This window comes from Nostoc sp. (assembly GCF_036916655.1).
GTDB lineage: Bacteria > Cyanobacteriota > Cyanobacteriia > Cyanobacteriales > Nostocaceae > Nostoc.
Map to the genome: position 1 here is coordinate 346,145 of NZ_JBALFY010000068.1, position 13,421 is coordinate 359,565.

Below are 13,421 nucleotides of genomic sequence, written 5' to 3' on the forward strand. Positions count from 1 at the left end.
GCAGAAGCGCCAAGATACAGAGTTGTGTTTTGGTGTTTGGGCGTGAGATTTTTGGATTTTATTTATTGCGATGCCTGGGTTGGGCTATGCCTACGCAAGTTCAATAATTCAAGTTTAATTAACTTCAAATAAAACACGAGGTAATCCTGACTGACGAATTATAGACCGCAAAGTACCGATGCGTAATTCTTCGTAATTGGGTATAGGAACTGTAATTGTTGAGTCTTCGGTTTGCATCTGCATGATTATGTGACTACCACGCTGGCGCACTTGTACAAAGCCGTTCTCTTCCAGAATGCGGCAGACTTCTCTAGCAGAAAGAACACGCAGTTTAGCCAATATTTACCTCTAGGCGTGTAACAAAAACTTCTGTGTGCAACCTTTGCTTAATTTCAGAAGGATCTGCTGTCTCAAAAAATAATTCTAATGCCTCAATTAGGTTATTCCGTGCATCTTCAATTGTGTCACCTTGGCTGGCGATATCGAGTTCGGGACAGAGGGATACATAACCATCCTTTTCGCGCTCAATGATAGCAGTAAATTGTGTTGTTTGCTTCATTTTTGTCTTTAGTCGAGTAGATAGATCAATCTTGATAGTAAGTTACTTTAGATATAGCGGTTCTCGTTTGGATGCAATACAGTTTTACCTCTCTCCTTTTAAGAGAGAGGTTTGAATCTTACTGCCCTTCCCTAATATTGCAGTTACAGAATGCGATCGAGATAATCTTAACGCTGCACTGACCCAAATAGAAGCCACAATTCAAACCGAACCACAAAAGTTTAAAATATGCTGTGCGGTGATTTGTGGTTGTTCTAGGTGTGGGAGATGACCGCAATCTTGAATCCAGGTGAGAATACTGTGTGGAATTGCCTTTTGAAACGTTGTGGCATCCTTAGTACCCAAAATTTTATCAGAATCGCCCCACAAAATTAGCGTTTGTTGCACAATTTGTGATAATACATCAAATTTAAAAGCACTATAACCACCACTTTTAGTGAAAGCAATCAAAGCTTGATTCCAATTCGGACTTTGTAGGTGCAATGCACCACAACACAGCGCATCAACAGAGGCGAGACTTTGATTTTTATATCCAACGCGGGAAACGCGATCGCGTACCTTCAAATTACTCAAAAACTGAGTTGCGAAATAATCCAACGGGGGAAACATTAATTTGCTCAATGGCGAACCACCCGCTAACCCTGCACTATCAATTAACACTAGCTTTTTTACTACTTCCGGGTATGTCAGCGTAAAATCAATCGCCGTCGCACCCCCCATCGAAGCACCCACTAAAATTACAGGTTGGTTAATTAGGCTTTTCCAGAAATAATAAAGATGGGTTTTAATTGCAGTTGGGCTATAGGCAATTCCTGAGAGTCTATCTGTAAACCCAAAACCCAACAGATCCACTGCCCACGTTTCATTATCTTCAGAAAGTAGTGGTAAAAGCCGCCGAAATTCCAATACAGAACTGTCAAAACCGTGAATTAATAAAATCGGAGTTCCACCGCACCCTTGCTTGACAAATGTTGTAGTAACTGGTTGATTAGTTAAAGGAGTAGCGATCGCAGTGGTTTGAATACTCCGAGCTAGTGCGATCGAAGTAGGTTCTGTTAGTTGCTTGACTGCTGTAGGCAGAAAATTTTGAAACATAAATTTCAGTTTATCGTATTAGCTTACTTTCAGATATAGGTGATTTTGTGCAACAACAAAATTACAAAAACTAATATGCTCAAGTATTATTTGTAATATATAAAACATAAACCAGCCGCAATCAAAATATTTTAACTCCCAACTCCTGTAGAGACGTGATTAATCGTGTCTCTACCCACTCCCCCGAAATTTCTAGATCCAAGAAAGTTTTCCAAAATGTCAAAATTGGGACAAAAGCCACGTACAATTAAAATCGCTTATCCCTTAATCCAGGAGCTAATGCCATGCCAATGGCGGTTGGCGTAATTGAAACTTTAGGTTTTCCTAGTGTCTTAGCAGCAGCAGATGCAATGGTCAAAGCTGCCGCAGTCACAATTGTGTATTATGGTCAAGCAGAAAGCGCTCGCTTGTTAGTCGCCGTTCGGGGACACGTTTCTGAAGTAAATAGAGCTGTTGAAGCCGGAATTGTAGCGGGAGAGCAAGTCAAAGCTGGTACAGTAATTACCTACTACATTGTTCCTAATCCCCCGGAAAATGTGGAAACCATATTACCAATCCATTTCACCGAGGAATCAGAACCTTTCCGTATGTTCTAAGCAATTTTGCTATCAAAATCTGTAGCGAAGCTTCGTACAATTAACTTGTAGCCACCATATCGTTTGTTCATACAGGAGATTAATAATGTCATTACAGGCAGTTGGAGCACTTGAAACCAAAGGTTTTCCGGCGGTGCTAGCAGCAGCAGATGCTATGGTAAAAGCTGGTCGAGTCACCCTCGTTGGTTATATCAGAGTAGGTAGCGCTCGCTTTACAGTTAATATTCGTGGCGATGTTTCTGAAGTAAAAGCCGCGATGGCTGCTGGTGTTGAAGCCGCAGAAAATGTTTATGGCGGTACTCTGGAATCCTGGGTGATTATTCCTCGTCCCCATGAAAACGTTGAAGCTGTTCTACCAATTGGTTACACAGAACAAGTCCAACAGTATCGAGAATCTGTAGAAAATCCCATTGTTAGATCAAACAATCGATAGATTTAATCACCTGTGGGTAAATTCAAAACGAAGAATGCCCATAAATAAATTTAAAAAGAAGTTTATTGTAAGGCTTCTGACCATCAAAACTTTCGAGCGTTGCAAACTTTTCTGTTTTTAAATTTTGCATAAGTTGAATTTTGAAGCAGAAGGAAAGCAACAGTTAGAGTCAATAGTCAAAATCAATATTGACTGTTGACTATTCATTCTTAGGAATATAAAAGTTTTAATAATAACTTGGCAATGATTAGAGGCGTAGTTGTAAATGAAGCTAGTTTACAGTAGCAATGCTCATCGGTGTCAACTTAATGTAAAAGCAAGTGTAGAACTAGCTTTTACATTGCCTCGTTCCCAGCCTTCGACTGGGAATGCTCGTCGTTGAGTCTCTGCCTCAAGACTCGCGGCAGAGCCGCTTTTGAGTTGCATTTCCAGACGGAGGCTGGAAACGAGATTTGAAAAGGGTTTCAGCTTAAGTTGACACGTATGGGCAATGCTCATTGGTGTCAACTTAACGTGAAACCGCTTGTCCGCCGGGAATTGAAATTCCCGTCTCATAGCTAAAGTCATCTGAAGATGACTAAAATATCGCCATATTGCCAAAAATCTCCAGTCTACTTCAGTAGACTTTAGCTATTAGCCCGAAAATTTATTTCTGGGCGGGCATGTCAACCAACAGATAGGCTATTTCCTAGCTTAAGTTGACACCAATGGGCAATGCTGTGCCCCTACGACAGATGTGGTTTAAATATATGAAAACTGCTGTAAAAAAGATAAATTTGTCTATCAATTTCTACTATCCAGAATAGCGCGATCGCTGCGTAGCATCCTGGGAGAGAGGTTTTCTAGGTATGATAAAAAGTTAGAGCTAAGGCTTGATATTACTTAAAAAGAAGGGAATAAGCCAATTTTGAAGACGATCTGGGGGATTTACTGAGTCCATAGCTCAATCGACACTAGCTATACTGAGATTTAAGTAAGTATTTGACTACGTAATGAATTGGAGAAGGTTGAAACTTATACGGGTGAATAACGTCTAACATTGAGTTAGATTAGATTCGTTCCTTGTATCTGTTACAAAATGTCAGATTTACCTGACCCATCTCGTGCAAAGGTTGTATCTTCAACACTCTAGGCAGATTTCTGTTCTCAGTGAAAAAACATAACTTTACAAAAAGTTTAAATTGGCAAAATCAACCCAAATGCTTGATATACAAGGGTCTTGGATATTCTAAATTGAAAATAAAACATCAATGTAGAAATTTCTGCATAATTTTAGTGAACTAAGACGTAATAAAAGTAGAATCACTGAGCTATTTTCATGAAACTCATGAAATCAGGGGCAGCTGCCAGTTAAATAATTAAGTGGGACGAATGGGGGTTGTGATGCAAACTTCAAAATTGAGTTTCGAGGAATGCAATCTCACTATGACAACGGATGTAGAAAAACTGGCTATAGATTGGCAAAAACGTTTGGCTGTGGAATGTCCAGAGCAAACTGAAGCTGCGAGACAAAGCATTATTCTTTGGTTATTGGGATCTGACTCAAAACGGTTTGATTTGTTTAACCCTAAAGAACTCGAAATCGCCAAGCAAGCGATGGAATATCGCTGGAGGATTTTACGTCAACGCTACTTAGGGCTGGGGCGAGAACGTGCTTATCGTAACTTGATCGCGCGATTAGGGAGTTTAGTAACATTACGGAATAAGATTCAGACTTGGGTTTCTCTCAGCCGCGATCGCCAGCGCAGTGTAATCGATGTGTTACAAGAAGTAATTCAAGAATTACTCCAAAGCGATAGCCAGATGCAACAGCAAATGGCTGACATTGCCAAATATACAACCGATAAACGATTAGGTGATGCTCTGCTATTTGCCAGTTTAGAAGAATATTCTCTGCGCCCAGTACGCAATCAACCCCTATTAGCCTACCGATTTGTGAATTACTTGCGTCGCACTCAGCGAGGTGGTTTAACCCAAGTGCCTGGGCGTGACTTGATTAGACTAGTTTCAGAAGAAGTTCTTACAGATGATAGTGATAATCGAGTTAACTTAGTCGATAGTCAAGCGATCGCAGAATATCAAGAAACACAACAACTAGAAGAACAACAAGGGCTACGCCAGTCAGTACAAAAAGAATTTGAAAATTATTTACAAGAAAATCTGGGAACAGACGCAGTAGATTGGCTGCGACTCTATCTGCAAGGTAAATCGCAAGAAGAGATCGCCCAAAAACTGAATAAGCAGACTAAAGAAGTTTACCGTCTGCGAGAAAAAATTAGTTACCACGCTGTCCGTGTTTTTGCCCTCAAAGGTAAACCAGAACTCGTAGACAACTGGCTCTCAATTTCCTTACAAGAACATAACTTAGGATTAACGCAAAACCAATGGCAACAGCTTGATGAAAAATTGACCCCTCTAGGGCGGCAGATTCTAGATTTGCGGAAAGCGGGTAACTCAATAGAAGTAATAGCCGAACAATTAAAACTCAAAACCCATCAAGTGTTAGGCGAATGGACAAAAATCTATCTTGCAGCCCAAGGTTTAAGAACTCAAGAGTAAGCTGTAGTGGAAGATGGGGACTGGGGATTGGGGAAGAAGCAAGGGAGCAGGGGAAGCAGGGGAGCAGGGGAAGAAAAACTATTGATTGATTGCCCAGTTCCCAATGTAGCAGGGACTAGTGACTGGCGACTGGGGAATAAATAACTAATTAATACCCAGTACCCAACGCCCAACCCTCAGTATTATCCCTAATCTATAATCTAAAATTCATACTCTACTTACGTTTACTTAAGTATATATAATTGAAATTTTAACAATCCAACAAAGTATCTTTATTAACTACCTACTAAATTCAAGGCAAAATATAATTAAACACCAACGCATCAAATCTATGTTGTCTTCAGAGGGTGAACTAAATGATACCGCAACAAATAGACGGCAAATGTTAACTGCCACTCAAATGAAGTGGGAAGAAAAAGGCGATCGCGAGCGAATATTCCAACTGATTGATAGTCTTTTGTCCTTTGAAGCTTGCCTCTACCACCAGATTTTACCCTTTGGATTAGAAGGCAAAAACCTCTTGCTAGGTATGGTTTATCCACAAGATAGCGAGGCACTAGATTACGTTGGTCGCATTTTGTCTTCTATCAATTACACAATGGTGATTGAAGCGATCGCATCTGACGCTCACCGCAGAATCCTATCAGCCTACCTCAACCATAAGAATACATCTCAGTTAGATGCCAAAGTTGTGCATCAGCTAACAGAAGACTTTTCTCCAACACATAGCCCAGCAAGTATTGCTGACACAGACAATTCAGAATCAAATCAGCAACCAGTATTGATGGTATTTCAGACACCAAAGCGTCAACATTCTGGGCAGAGGGTAGACTTGCCTCCTATCCCAGAGCTAGAGCAATCATCTGAAACTACGACATTCTCGACTCCTATTTCCAGAACTCAGCAGGGAGAGACTTCCGAAGCTGCACCACCAAACAACTTACCCATTTTACCCACACAAGCTTCCGAACTACTGAGTCCAATTGAGTTGCTACCAACACTACCACCCAAGAAATTACTAGAAGAATTACTGGGACGAATCTTGGTTGGGGGAATTGGTCGGCTGTACTTAGAAAGACAAGCGTATGAAGGTAGGATACTGTGGAGTGACAATGGAATTTTACAGTCTGTATTAGACCAACTGCCTCTCTCGGTTTTCCAAGGAGTACTGAATGAATTAAAGCGGTTTGCTTCTCTACCTGTCACCACGGTTGCAGAACCAAAACAGGTAGAAAAGGAATACGTATATCAAAAAAACCGCTTATTATTACGCTTGCGAGTCATGCCGGGAATCTACGGTGAAGAGGCAACACTCCAAGTATTACGGGGAGCAGCTTTAAAATTCTATCAACAACAACAGTTGACCCGTTTGAGCCGCGATGCCTTAGGAATTTCTCAGCAACTAAGCTTCAAGTTACACGAACTACAAGAACGGCTTTTACTGAATCCCGTCCTTGATTCTCAGCAATTAGAGGCTTTAGCTACCCTGAATCAATTAGTGAAAAATTTAGACCAACAGATCAAAATACTGGCACTAGATAGCAATTGACCAACAAACAGTAAATCATCTGTCTGTAAGTGAAAACGCTGATTTCGATCGCATACATAATTGTTATGTTGTAATGGAATCCTAGACCGATCGAGCTTAGAGGTTCATCTTCAATAAATACAAATTTTGCGATCGTATTCTGAGTAAGATTACGGTTTAAAAAAAACTTATAGTAGCAAAGTTAGTTTCCCGCCCTTACATCAATTTGTTGCAAATATTTCATGTTAACTGAGGTTTTTAGTGAACTTTTCCCCTTAATGAGTACAGCCAATCCACAAACTTTGGAATGGCTGCTCAACGTTGCAATTGAACATGAATACCCATCTGGGCGAGCCGTTGTGATGGAAGATGCCTGGGGTAACGCAGTTTACTTCGTAGTTTCTGGTTGGGTCAAAGTCCGGCGTACCGTCGGAGAAGATTCAGTAGCTCTGGCAATTTTTGGCCGTGGCGATTTTTTTGGAGAAATGGCGATTTTAGATGAATCTCCACGCTCAACTGATGTCATTGCCCTTTCACCCGTGAAGTTGCTCAGTATCTCCAGAGAGCGTTTTATTCAAATATTGTTTAAAGACCCGCAGTTACATCACCGGATGTTGCAACTGATGGTGCGGCGATTGCGACAAATTAACCTGCGCTTACAAATGCGGTCTTCACCACCAGCAGTTAAACTCGCCCATACCCTAGTGACTTTAGGCGAAAGCTATGGTCAAGAATCAGACTTAGGAAGAGAAATTTTTAACGTTCCCTTTAAAGATTTAGCAGAGGTGACAGAAATCGGTGTTGAAGAAACCACCAAAATCATGGAAAAGCTGCATGAAAAAGGGTGGATAAAGATTGATAGTGCCAACAACATCAATTATCTTGTGAACTTCAAACAGTTAATGAACTTGGCCGGTAAAGTGTGATTGTATCCGATACAAATTTACTAGGACTTACGCACTGTACAAAAGAATTATGTTGTGTATCAACCTCAAACAAATAATTTGAATCGTGCTAGCTGATTTTCAATGGTTCCTGTGAGGATTTTATTCAATTCTGTGGTGTCTTGGAATTGCAAAATTTGCTGTGTAGGTAAGTCGAAAGAAAATTGCCCTTCAAAATCTGGGCGTTGCATCTGCGCTAATAAAATTTGTTCAGAACGCTTACTTTGGATGGCATAGCCAATTTCAATACAGACATTCGGACTGGGAATTAATTGGGGGATTTCTTTACCATCAATAATCGCAATGGGCGCAGTGTCAGCGATAAATAACAAACTCTTACGGATTTTTCGCATGATTGTGCGGTTAATTCGCAGAGGTGCGCCACTGGGACGAGAGGATTCTACTAATGTTAGGGGAAGGCGCGATCGCAAGTTTAAACTTTCCAAACTTTTTCGCAGTTCTTCTCTTAGAGCATCTGTCGCTGCGGGATATTCAGTTTGAGAAGATAAAAAAATCGTTGGTTCTAACTGAGCCAACACTGCTTGCTTGGTAAAATAAATTTCATGGCTAATTAAGTCAATGTTAGAGACACAATAGCCACCACTACCTTCAATATAAAATTCAATATTTTCCCCTTCCAGATAGCGCCCAAACCAAGTTGATTTCTTCACTTCGTCACTTTCTTCCAAAAAGTCTGCTCGCAATGCTGATTTCAACAGGCTTTTTTTACTTAAGCGAATGTCTGGCGGACGTTTTTCCAGTTCTGGAATCGGCTCATAATCTTGTAGATACCACGCCCTGAGCGCAATAATTGACATAAGACGCTATTTCAACTGTTTCTCGCTACTCAAATTAGTATAATCTTACACCCAGAGGATGTCAGATTTCCGACTTCTCTTTAAACACAACAAGACCCAAACCTCTACTCCCTGAACTATCCCTCTCCTTATTTATCCTAACCAGGGATGTACTAACTTTCATCGCTTCTGTAAAAAAGTAATGAAAATCAATGACAGCGTGGGAGCAATTACACAGTGGTGGTATAGCGGTTCCCATTCCGATGAGGTACAACATTATATCGCAAGGTGTAGGGGCACGGCAGTACTCATTAGTGTGAACTTACAGCAATTTTCATGTATTTGAACCACATCTGTCGTAAGGGCACAGCAATGCTCATTGGTGTCAACTTAACGCGAAACCGCTTGTCCGCCGGGAATTGAAATTCTCGTATAATAGCTAAAGTCATCTGTTGATGACTAAATTTTTATTCGCCAGGTATTAAGTAATGTGCCCTTAAGGGTGTACTTTACGCTTGTCGGCAAATGCTATAGACAATCATCCGCGATCGCAGATGATTGAATCAAGTTTGCTGATTTATCTAATTGGCGTAATCACATCTTAGAGTAGGGAATCAGCGACTCTATGTAATAAATTCTGTTTGGTTACTTGTGCTTTGACGAAGAAGCTGCCAGAGCGATCGCCAGTGGTAAAATTCGATGTTCCTGAATTTGAATTCTGGTGTGGAGCGTTTCTGCTGTATCATCCGGCAGTACTGGTACTGCGGCTTGCATCAAGATTGGGCCACTGTCCATTTCTAAACAAGCTATATGCACTGTACAACCAGTGATTTTTACCCCAGATGCTAAGGCTTGTTCTACAGCATGAATGCCTTTGAAACTAGGTAACAAACTAGGATGGATATTAATAATCCTCTCAGGAAAGGCATCAATGAAAATTGATGTTAACAATCGCATCCAACCTGCCAAAATCACCCACTCTACATTGTAGTGCCGCAATGTCTGCACAATTCTATCATCAAACTCTTCTCGGCTTTGATAGTTGCGGTGATTTAATAAAACAGTTTCTACACCTCTATTAGCTGCTCTCACTGCTGCCTTTGCAGAGGGATTATTGTAAATTAAAACTTGAATTTGGGCATTTAGCCGCCCATCTTGGATAGCTTGGGCAACTACATCAAAATTGCTGCCATTACCAGAAGCCATAATTCCCAGTTTTAAAGGGGCAATTTGTTGACAAACTTCGCTAATGCTGGGAGAAACCAAGCTCAGGGTAGAATCAGGGCGGAAGGTCATAACAGCTAAGAGGAAAAATTATAGATGCCAAAAATATATCCTAAGTCCTGGTTGGACAACGATACAGTCTATCGCTTCAACGGCACGCGCGACAACCGCTACGACGATATTGGTTTTCGTATTGTGTAATTGATGCTGCGTTAAAATTGCATTTGGGATTGGTTTGAGTTTGCAGAAAAATAGCGATGTTTAAGTAAAGACTCTAGCTAGAGATAATTATGAACCCCAAAAGCTTACCCAAGCGTAGGCGTAGCCCGTCGTAGACATCGCTAATACGAGAAGAAACCAAGCTCAGGGTAAAATCAGGGCGGAGGGTCATAACAGCTAAAAGAAAAAATTATAGATGCCAAAAATATATCCTAAGTCCTGGTTGGACAACGATACAATAGCAGCCTGGATTTTTCTCACACCAGCATTAATTTTACTAGGCATTTTTATCATTTGGCCGATCGCTTATTTGTTCTACCTCAGTTTCACCGCTGGTAGTTTCACCTTAAAAGGTATTTATTGGATAGGCTTAAAAAACTATTGGCGCTTGCTACTCAACCCCGACTTCTGGCAAGTTCTGGGTAACACCTTTTATTTTACTGTTGCTACCATCATTCCCAGTTTAGTTATCTCCTTGGGATTGGCGGTACTATTAAATCGCTCCATTCCCTTGCGGGGAATCCTGCGAAGCGCTTATTTTTTACCTTCAATTATTTCACTTGTGGCAGCCGGTTTGGGATTTCGCTGGCTGTTTCAAACATCAGGGCCAGTTAACGGACTCTTAGATTTTTTTGGCATTCCAGCTATACCCTGGCTAGGGGACACATTTTGGGCAATGCCAGTAATTATTTTAATGAGTATTTGGAAACAACTAGGTTTCAATATGGTAGTTTTTTTAGCAGGATTGCAAGCAATTCCTCCCAGTCGTTACGAAGCAGCAGATTTGGATGGGGCAAATGCTTGGCAACAATTTTGGTATATTACTCTACCTGGATTGCGCCCGACTGTAATATTTGCAGTCATCACTACCGCGATTTTTACATTGCGGAGTTTTGAGCAAGTTTATGTGATGACTGGCGGTGGCCCATTAAATTCGACTAATTTGCTGGTTTACTACATTTACCAGGAGGCTTTTGCTCAATTTGATTTTGGTTATGCAGCAGCCGCCGCGACGGTGTTACTAGCTGTGACGCTGGTACTAGTGTATTTGCAATTACAAACTTGGGGAGAAGAGTAGGGATACTTTATGCGTAGAGTATTCACCAATTCTGAATTCTGAGTTCTGAATTCTGAATTCTGTTTTACTTTTTATATAGGCTGCGATATTCCCAAGGATTCACAAATTTAGTATCACTCCAAATGCCAAGCCGTTGTTCTTTCGCTTCCGCTTCGGCTTGTTGAACTAAGTCTTTGCTAGGACACTTGTTTAAATAGGGACGATACACTTTTGCTAAACCTTCTTGCAACAATACCTGTTGGACAAAAGTGCCATTTTTTAAACGGACTTCGGCAATTTTGCGTCCATAGCGATCGCTATCGGTGATATTCAAAGTCACGCGATCGCCTCCTTGTTGTACCAGTTGTTGCACCCGTTCTTGAGCTTTTACACCCCAAGTAAATTGATTGCGATCGCTAGTGCGTTTACTCTGTTTTTCTTTGTTTGTATGGGCTATTTCTGGCGCATCTACACAAGCAAAGCGCACAGTGAAATTTTTGCCGTTGGTATCTTTGACTACTAACGTATCGCCATCACTCACTCGCTCAACTGATTCTCCAGAATTACTGATAAAGCGATCGCAGCCCATCAAACCCCAAATTATGATAGTTGTACAAAGCCAAAATCGCACTGATTTAGTTAATCTCTCCATCCAAACTTACCTGCATTACCTCTGTGGGATGATAATAGCAAAATACAAAGATATATTTGTTAACTGTTGACATACTGCCACAGGTAATTCAAAATTCAAAAGATAATGCGACAGATTTATGCTACTAAAGTGCAAACACTCAATAGGTTAGCCTTATGAAAAACTTGTCAGATTACTGTAACTGCTACACTAGTTATGAAAAACCTAAAACAAGTAAAAATCAGATAACTAGCATTACTACCCAGCAAACCTGAGTTAGGCTATTCCTAAAAACCTATGAAAGCTGAAGCAGAAAACCATTTCAGGCTGACTTGTGAAGTAGAAACTACTATAAAGGTGATTGGCGGACGCTGGAAAGTTTTGATTATTAGAGAATTAATGACTGGCGTAAAACGCTTTGGTGAGTTGCAACGCGCTTTACCTGGAGTTACGCAAAAGATGCTAACTCAGCAACTCAGAGAAATGGAGGAAGACGGCATTATTCATCGAGAAGTTTATCCCCAAATTCCACCCAAAGTAGAATATTCTCTAACGCCTTTAGGAGAAACTTTGCAACCAATTCTCTATGCTATGCATGAATGGGCTGTGAAACATTTAGCTAGACCAAATCACCATTAATACAATTCGTAATTCGTAATTCGTAATTCGTAATTCGTAATTTAGTTTTGCAATAAAAATCCCAGTGTATTTATTCTAAGTTTATTCATTGCTTCTTAAATATTCAATTGCTGCCTCTAATTTTGAGGGATAACTTTCAGCAAACCTTTCAAACCAAAGTCCTTCAGACGAAAGTGGATCTACTTTAGATAACCATTGTTTTGCTTGAACTTTCAAAGTCTCTAATTGTTTCGCTTTAAGTTGTTCTTGTCGAATTTGTTCCTGTTCTAGTTCTTGCTGTCTTTTTAATTCAATAGCAGCATCCTCTTCGGCAAAACCAGCTTTAACTTCTGCCAAAAGATTATCCATAAAAGATGCTGACTTTGGCGATGCTGGAATAAACGATTTGGCTGCGGCTGATTTTGATTGCTGCTGTTGTGGTTTTACTTCTTTGTATTCAGTTTGGAGTTCAGCTAATAGCTTATCAATGGAATCCATTGTGGCAATTCCTAATAAATGGTATAGCTAGTCATTAATGGCATTAAGTAGCACTTCTGATAGACTCATATCTTCCATATCTTCCATAGTAATGGTGTCACAGATATCAAACTTAGCACCAGCACTTTGGAGTTCATCATCTAAGACTTTGAGAAAGCGGGTAGCTTGTGGATCTGTGCCGACTTGAATGAAGGAAATGGCTAATTCTTCATCTCGATTGATGCGGCGAGAAGCTTCAATAATTACTCTCATGACTGCTTTGCGATCGTCCGGTTCACCATCAGTAATCACTAAAATTGTTTCACCATTTGGCTTAGTTTGACCGGCTGCTTTGCGTTGCAGATAATCATCAGTTGCGTGCTTTAACACACCTGCCAAATCAGTTGTACCAGAAGGATCATTCTCTCGAAAAATTTGCGGTACTATGCTAGATGTCACATTTTCGTATCGCTTAAATTTACCAGAAAATACATAGATGGTGATGCCATCGGGGTCAAATTGCTCACATTTACTAGCTAAAGCTAAAGTAGATTCTTGTGCCGCAACCCATCTAGTTCTACCACCCTTTTGATCTTGGGTTGCCATGCTGCCGCTTTTGTCGATAATCAAAGTATAGTCACGATTTTCTAGCATTATTAAATTCTCCAGTTAATAGTAAACAGT

The 13,421-nt window shown here is 40.5% G+C and carries 16 protein-coding genes; 7 read left to right on the forward strand and 9 right to left on the reverse strand.

The genetic code is table 11. The features are described 5' to 3' along the window. Positions 1-114: 114 nt before the first annotated feature. The 3 genes from V7L31_RS19665 to V7L31_RS19675 all read right to left on the reverse strand — a co-directional run bounded on the left by V7L31_RS19665 (position 115) and on the right by V7L31_RS19675 (position 1,654). Positions 115-339 (reverse strand): type II toxin-antitoxin system HicA family toxin, encoded by a 225-nt coding sequence (locus V7L31_RS19665; protein ID WP_334697790.1) that lies wholly within the window; start codon positions 337-339, stop codon positions 115-117. Next, positions 332-559 carry a type II toxin-antitoxin system HicB family antitoxin gene (locus V7L31_RS19670; RefSeq protein WP_179065947.1) on the reverse strand — a complete coding sequence of 76 codons (228 nt, stop codon included), beginning with the start codon at positions 557-559 and terminating at the stop codon, positions 332-334. The genes V7L31_RS19665 and V7L31_RS19670 overlap by 8 nt, the downstream gene beginning before the upstream one ends. A gap of 201 nt (positions 560-760) precedes the next feature. Next, positions 761-1,654 carry an alpha/beta fold hydrolase gene (locus V7L31_RS19675; RefSeq protein WP_334697791.1) on the reverse strand — a complete coding sequence of 298 codons (894 nt, stop codon included), beginning with the start codon at positions 1,652-1,654 and terminating at the stop codon, positions 761-763. Between the two features lie 284 nt (positions 1,655-1,938). Between V7L31_RS19675 and V7L31_RS19680 the strand changes: the two genes are divergently transcribed. Next, the gene (locus V7L31_RS19680) at positions 1,939-2,250 is read left to right on the forward strand and encodes a BMC domain-containing protein (RefSeq protein ID WP_179065945.1); all 312 of its coding nucleotides are present in this window, start codon (positions 1,939-1,941) and stop codon (positions 2,248-2,250) included. Between the two features lie 85 nt (positions 2,251-2,335). Further along, complete coding sequence (locus V7L31_RS19685) at positions 2,336-2,683, forward strand: carbon dioxide-concentrating mechanism protein CcmK (protein WP_179065944.1); 348 nt, start codon at positions 2,336-2,338, stop codon at positions 2,681-2,683. A 300-nt stretch (positions 2,684-2,983) separates the two neighbouring features. Here V7L31_RS19685 and V7L31_RS19690 read toward each other — a convergent pair whose 3' ends face one another. Continuing rightward, the gene (locus tag V7L31_RS19690) at positions 2,984-3,250 is read right to left on the reverse strand and encodes a hypothetical protein (protein WP_334697792.1); all 267 of its coding nucleotides are present in this window, start codon (positions 3,248-3,250) and stop codon (positions 2,984-2,986) included. Between the two features lie 804 nt (positions 3,251-4,054). Between V7L31_RS19690 and V7L31_RS19695 the strand changes: the two genes are divergently transcribed. The 3 genes from V7L31_RS19695 (at position 4,055) to V7L31_RS19705 (ending at position 7,696) form a co-directional block, all read left to right on the forward strand. After that, on the forward strand, positions 4,055-5,242 hold the full coding sequence (locus V7L31_RS19695) for a HetZ-related protein 2 (RefSeq protein ID WP_334697793.1): 1,188 nt from the start codon (positions 4,055-4,057) through the stop codon (positions 5,240-5,242). Between the two features lie 331 nt (positions 5,243-5,573). Continuing rightward, entirely contained in the window at positions 5,574-6,791 is a 1,218-nt protein-coding gene (locus tag V7L31_RS19700) for a pilus assembly protein PilB (RefSeq protein WP_334697794.1), read from the forward strand. Between the two features lie 221 nt (positions 6,792-7,012). Then, positions 7,013-7,696 carry a Crp/Fnr family transcriptional regulator gene (locus V7L31_RS19705; protein ID WP_334697795.1) on the forward strand — a complete coding sequence of 228 codons (684 nt, stop codon included), beginning with the start codon at positions 7,013-7,015 and terminating at the stop codon, positions 7,694-7,696. A gap of 65 nt (positions 7,697-7,761) precedes the next feature. Here the strand turns inward: V7L31_RS19705 and V7L31_RS19710 are convergent, their stop codons facing one another. After that, positions 7,762-8,532, reverse strand: a complete 771-nt coding sequence (locus tag V7L31_RS19710) for a hypothetical protein (RefSeq protein ID WP_334697796.1) — start codon at positions 8,530-8,532, stop codon at positions 7,762-7,764. A gap of 624 nt (positions 8,533-9,156) precedes the next feature. Continuing rightward, positions 9,157-9,807 (reverse strand): phosphoribosylglycinamide formyltransferase, encoded by a 651-nt coding sequence (gene purN, locus V7L31_RS19715; RefSeq protein ID WP_334697797.1) that lies wholly within the window; start codon positions 9,805-9,807, stop codon positions 9,157-9,159. A gap of 343 nt (positions 9,808-10,150) precedes the next feature. Here purN and V7L31_RS19720 point away from each other — a divergent pair, with 343 nt between their 5' ends. Beyond that, positions 10,151-11,032 (forward strand): carbohydrate ABC transporter permease, encoded by an 882-nt coding sequence (locus V7L31_RS19720; protein ID WP_334697798.1) that lies wholly within the window; start codon positions 10,151-10,153, stop codon positions 11,030-11,032. Between the two features lie 64 nt (positions 11,033-11,096). On the opposite strand, the gene V7L31_RS19725 is transcribed toward V7L31_RS19720, so the two are convergent. Continuing rightward, positions 11,097-11,663 carry a thermonuclease family protein gene (locus tag V7L31_RS19725; protein ID WP_334697799.1) on the reverse strand — a complete coding sequence of 189 codons (567 nt, stop codon included), beginning with the start codon at positions 11,661-11,663 and terminating at the stop codon, positions 11,097-11,099. A gap of 276 nt (positions 11,664-11,939) precedes the next feature. Between V7L31_RS19725 and V7L31_RS19730 the strand changes: the two genes are divergently transcribed. After that, positions 11,940-12,281, forward strand: a complete 342-nt coding sequence (locus tag V7L31_RS19730) for a winged helix-turn-helix transcriptional regulator (RefSeq protein ID WP_179068067.1) — start codon at positions 11,940-11,942, stop codon at positions 12,279-12,281. A gap of 81 nt (positions 12,282-12,362) precedes the next feature. Here V7L31_RS19730 and V7L31_RS19735 read toward each other — a convergent pair whose 3' ends face one another. Then, positions 12,363-12,758, reverse strand: coding sequence for a salt stress protein, Slr1339 family (locus V7L31_RS19735; protein WP_334697800.1), 396 nt, complete (start codon positions 12,756-12,758; stop codon positions 12,363-12,365). A 27-nt stretch (positions 12,759-12,785) separates the two neighbouring features. Beyond that, entirely contained in the window at positions 12,786-13,391 is a 606-nt protein-coding gene (locus tag V7L31_RS19740; protein WP_334697801.1) for a vWA domain-containing protein, read from the reverse strand. Positions 13,392-13,421 lie beyond the last annotated feature (30 nt).

Bases quoted from the DNA above. Each gene is read 5' to 3' on its own strand.
- V7L31_RS19670 (WP_179065947.1), bottom strand. From the start codon at position 559: ATGAAGCAAACAACACAATTTACTGCTATCATTGAGCGCGAAAAGGAT.
- V7L31_RS19675 (WP_334697791.1), bottom strand. From the start codon at position 1,654: ATGTTTCAAAATTTTCTGCCTACAGCAGTCAAGCAACTAACAGAACCT.
- V7L31_RS19680 (WP_179065945.1), top strand. From the start codon at position 1,939: ATGCCAATGGCGGTTGGCGTAATTGAAACTTTAGGTTTTCCTAGTGTC.
- V7L31_RS19685 (WP_179065944.1), top strand. From the start codon at position 2,336: ATGTCATTACAGGCAGTTGGAGCACTTGAAACCAAAGGTTTTCCGGCG.
- V7L31_RS19690 (WP_334697792.1), bottom strand. From the start codon at position 3,250: ATGACTTTAGCTATGAGACGGGAATTTCAATTCCCGGCGGACAAGCGG.
- V7L31_RS19695 (WP_334697793.1), top strand. From the start codon at position 4,055: ATGGGGGTTGTGATGCAAACTTCAAAATTGAGTTTCGAGGAATGCAAT.
- V7L31_RS19700 (WP_334697794.1), top strand. From the start codon at position 5,574: ATGTTGTCTTCAGAGGGTGAACTAAATGATACCGCAACAAATAGACGG.
- V7L31_RS19705 (WP_334697795.1), top strand. From the start codon at position 7,013: ATGTTAACTGAGGTTTTTAGTGAACTTTTCCCCTTAATGAGTACAGCC.
- V7L31_RS19710 (WP_334697796.1), bottom strand. From the start codon at position 8,532: ATGTCAATTATTGCGCTCAGGGCGTGGTATCTACAAGATTATGAGCCG.
- purN (WP_334697797.1), bottom strand. From the start codon at position 9,807: ATGACCTTCCGCCCTGATTCTACCCTGAGCTTGGTTTCTCCCAGCATT.
- V7L31_RS19720 (WP_334697798.1), top strand. From the start codon at position 10,151: ATGCCAAAAATATATCCTAAGTCCTGGTTGGACAACGATACAATAGCA.
- V7L31_RS19725 (WP_334697799.1), bottom strand. From the start codon at position 11,663: ATGGAGAGATTAACTAAATCAGTGCGATTTTGGCTTTGTACAACTATC.
- V7L31_RS19730 (WP_179068067.1), top strand. From the start codon at position 11,940: ATGAAAGCTGAAGCAGAAAACCATTTCAGGCTGACTTGTGAAGTAGAA.
- V7L31_RS19735 (WP_334697800.1), bottom strand. From the start codon at position 12,758: ATGGATTCCATTGATAAGCTATTAGCTGAACTCCAAACTGAATACAAA.
- V7L31_RS19740 (WP_334697801.1), bottom strand. From the start codon at position 13,391: ATGCTAGAAAATCGTGACTATACTTTGATTATCGACAAAAGCGGCAGC.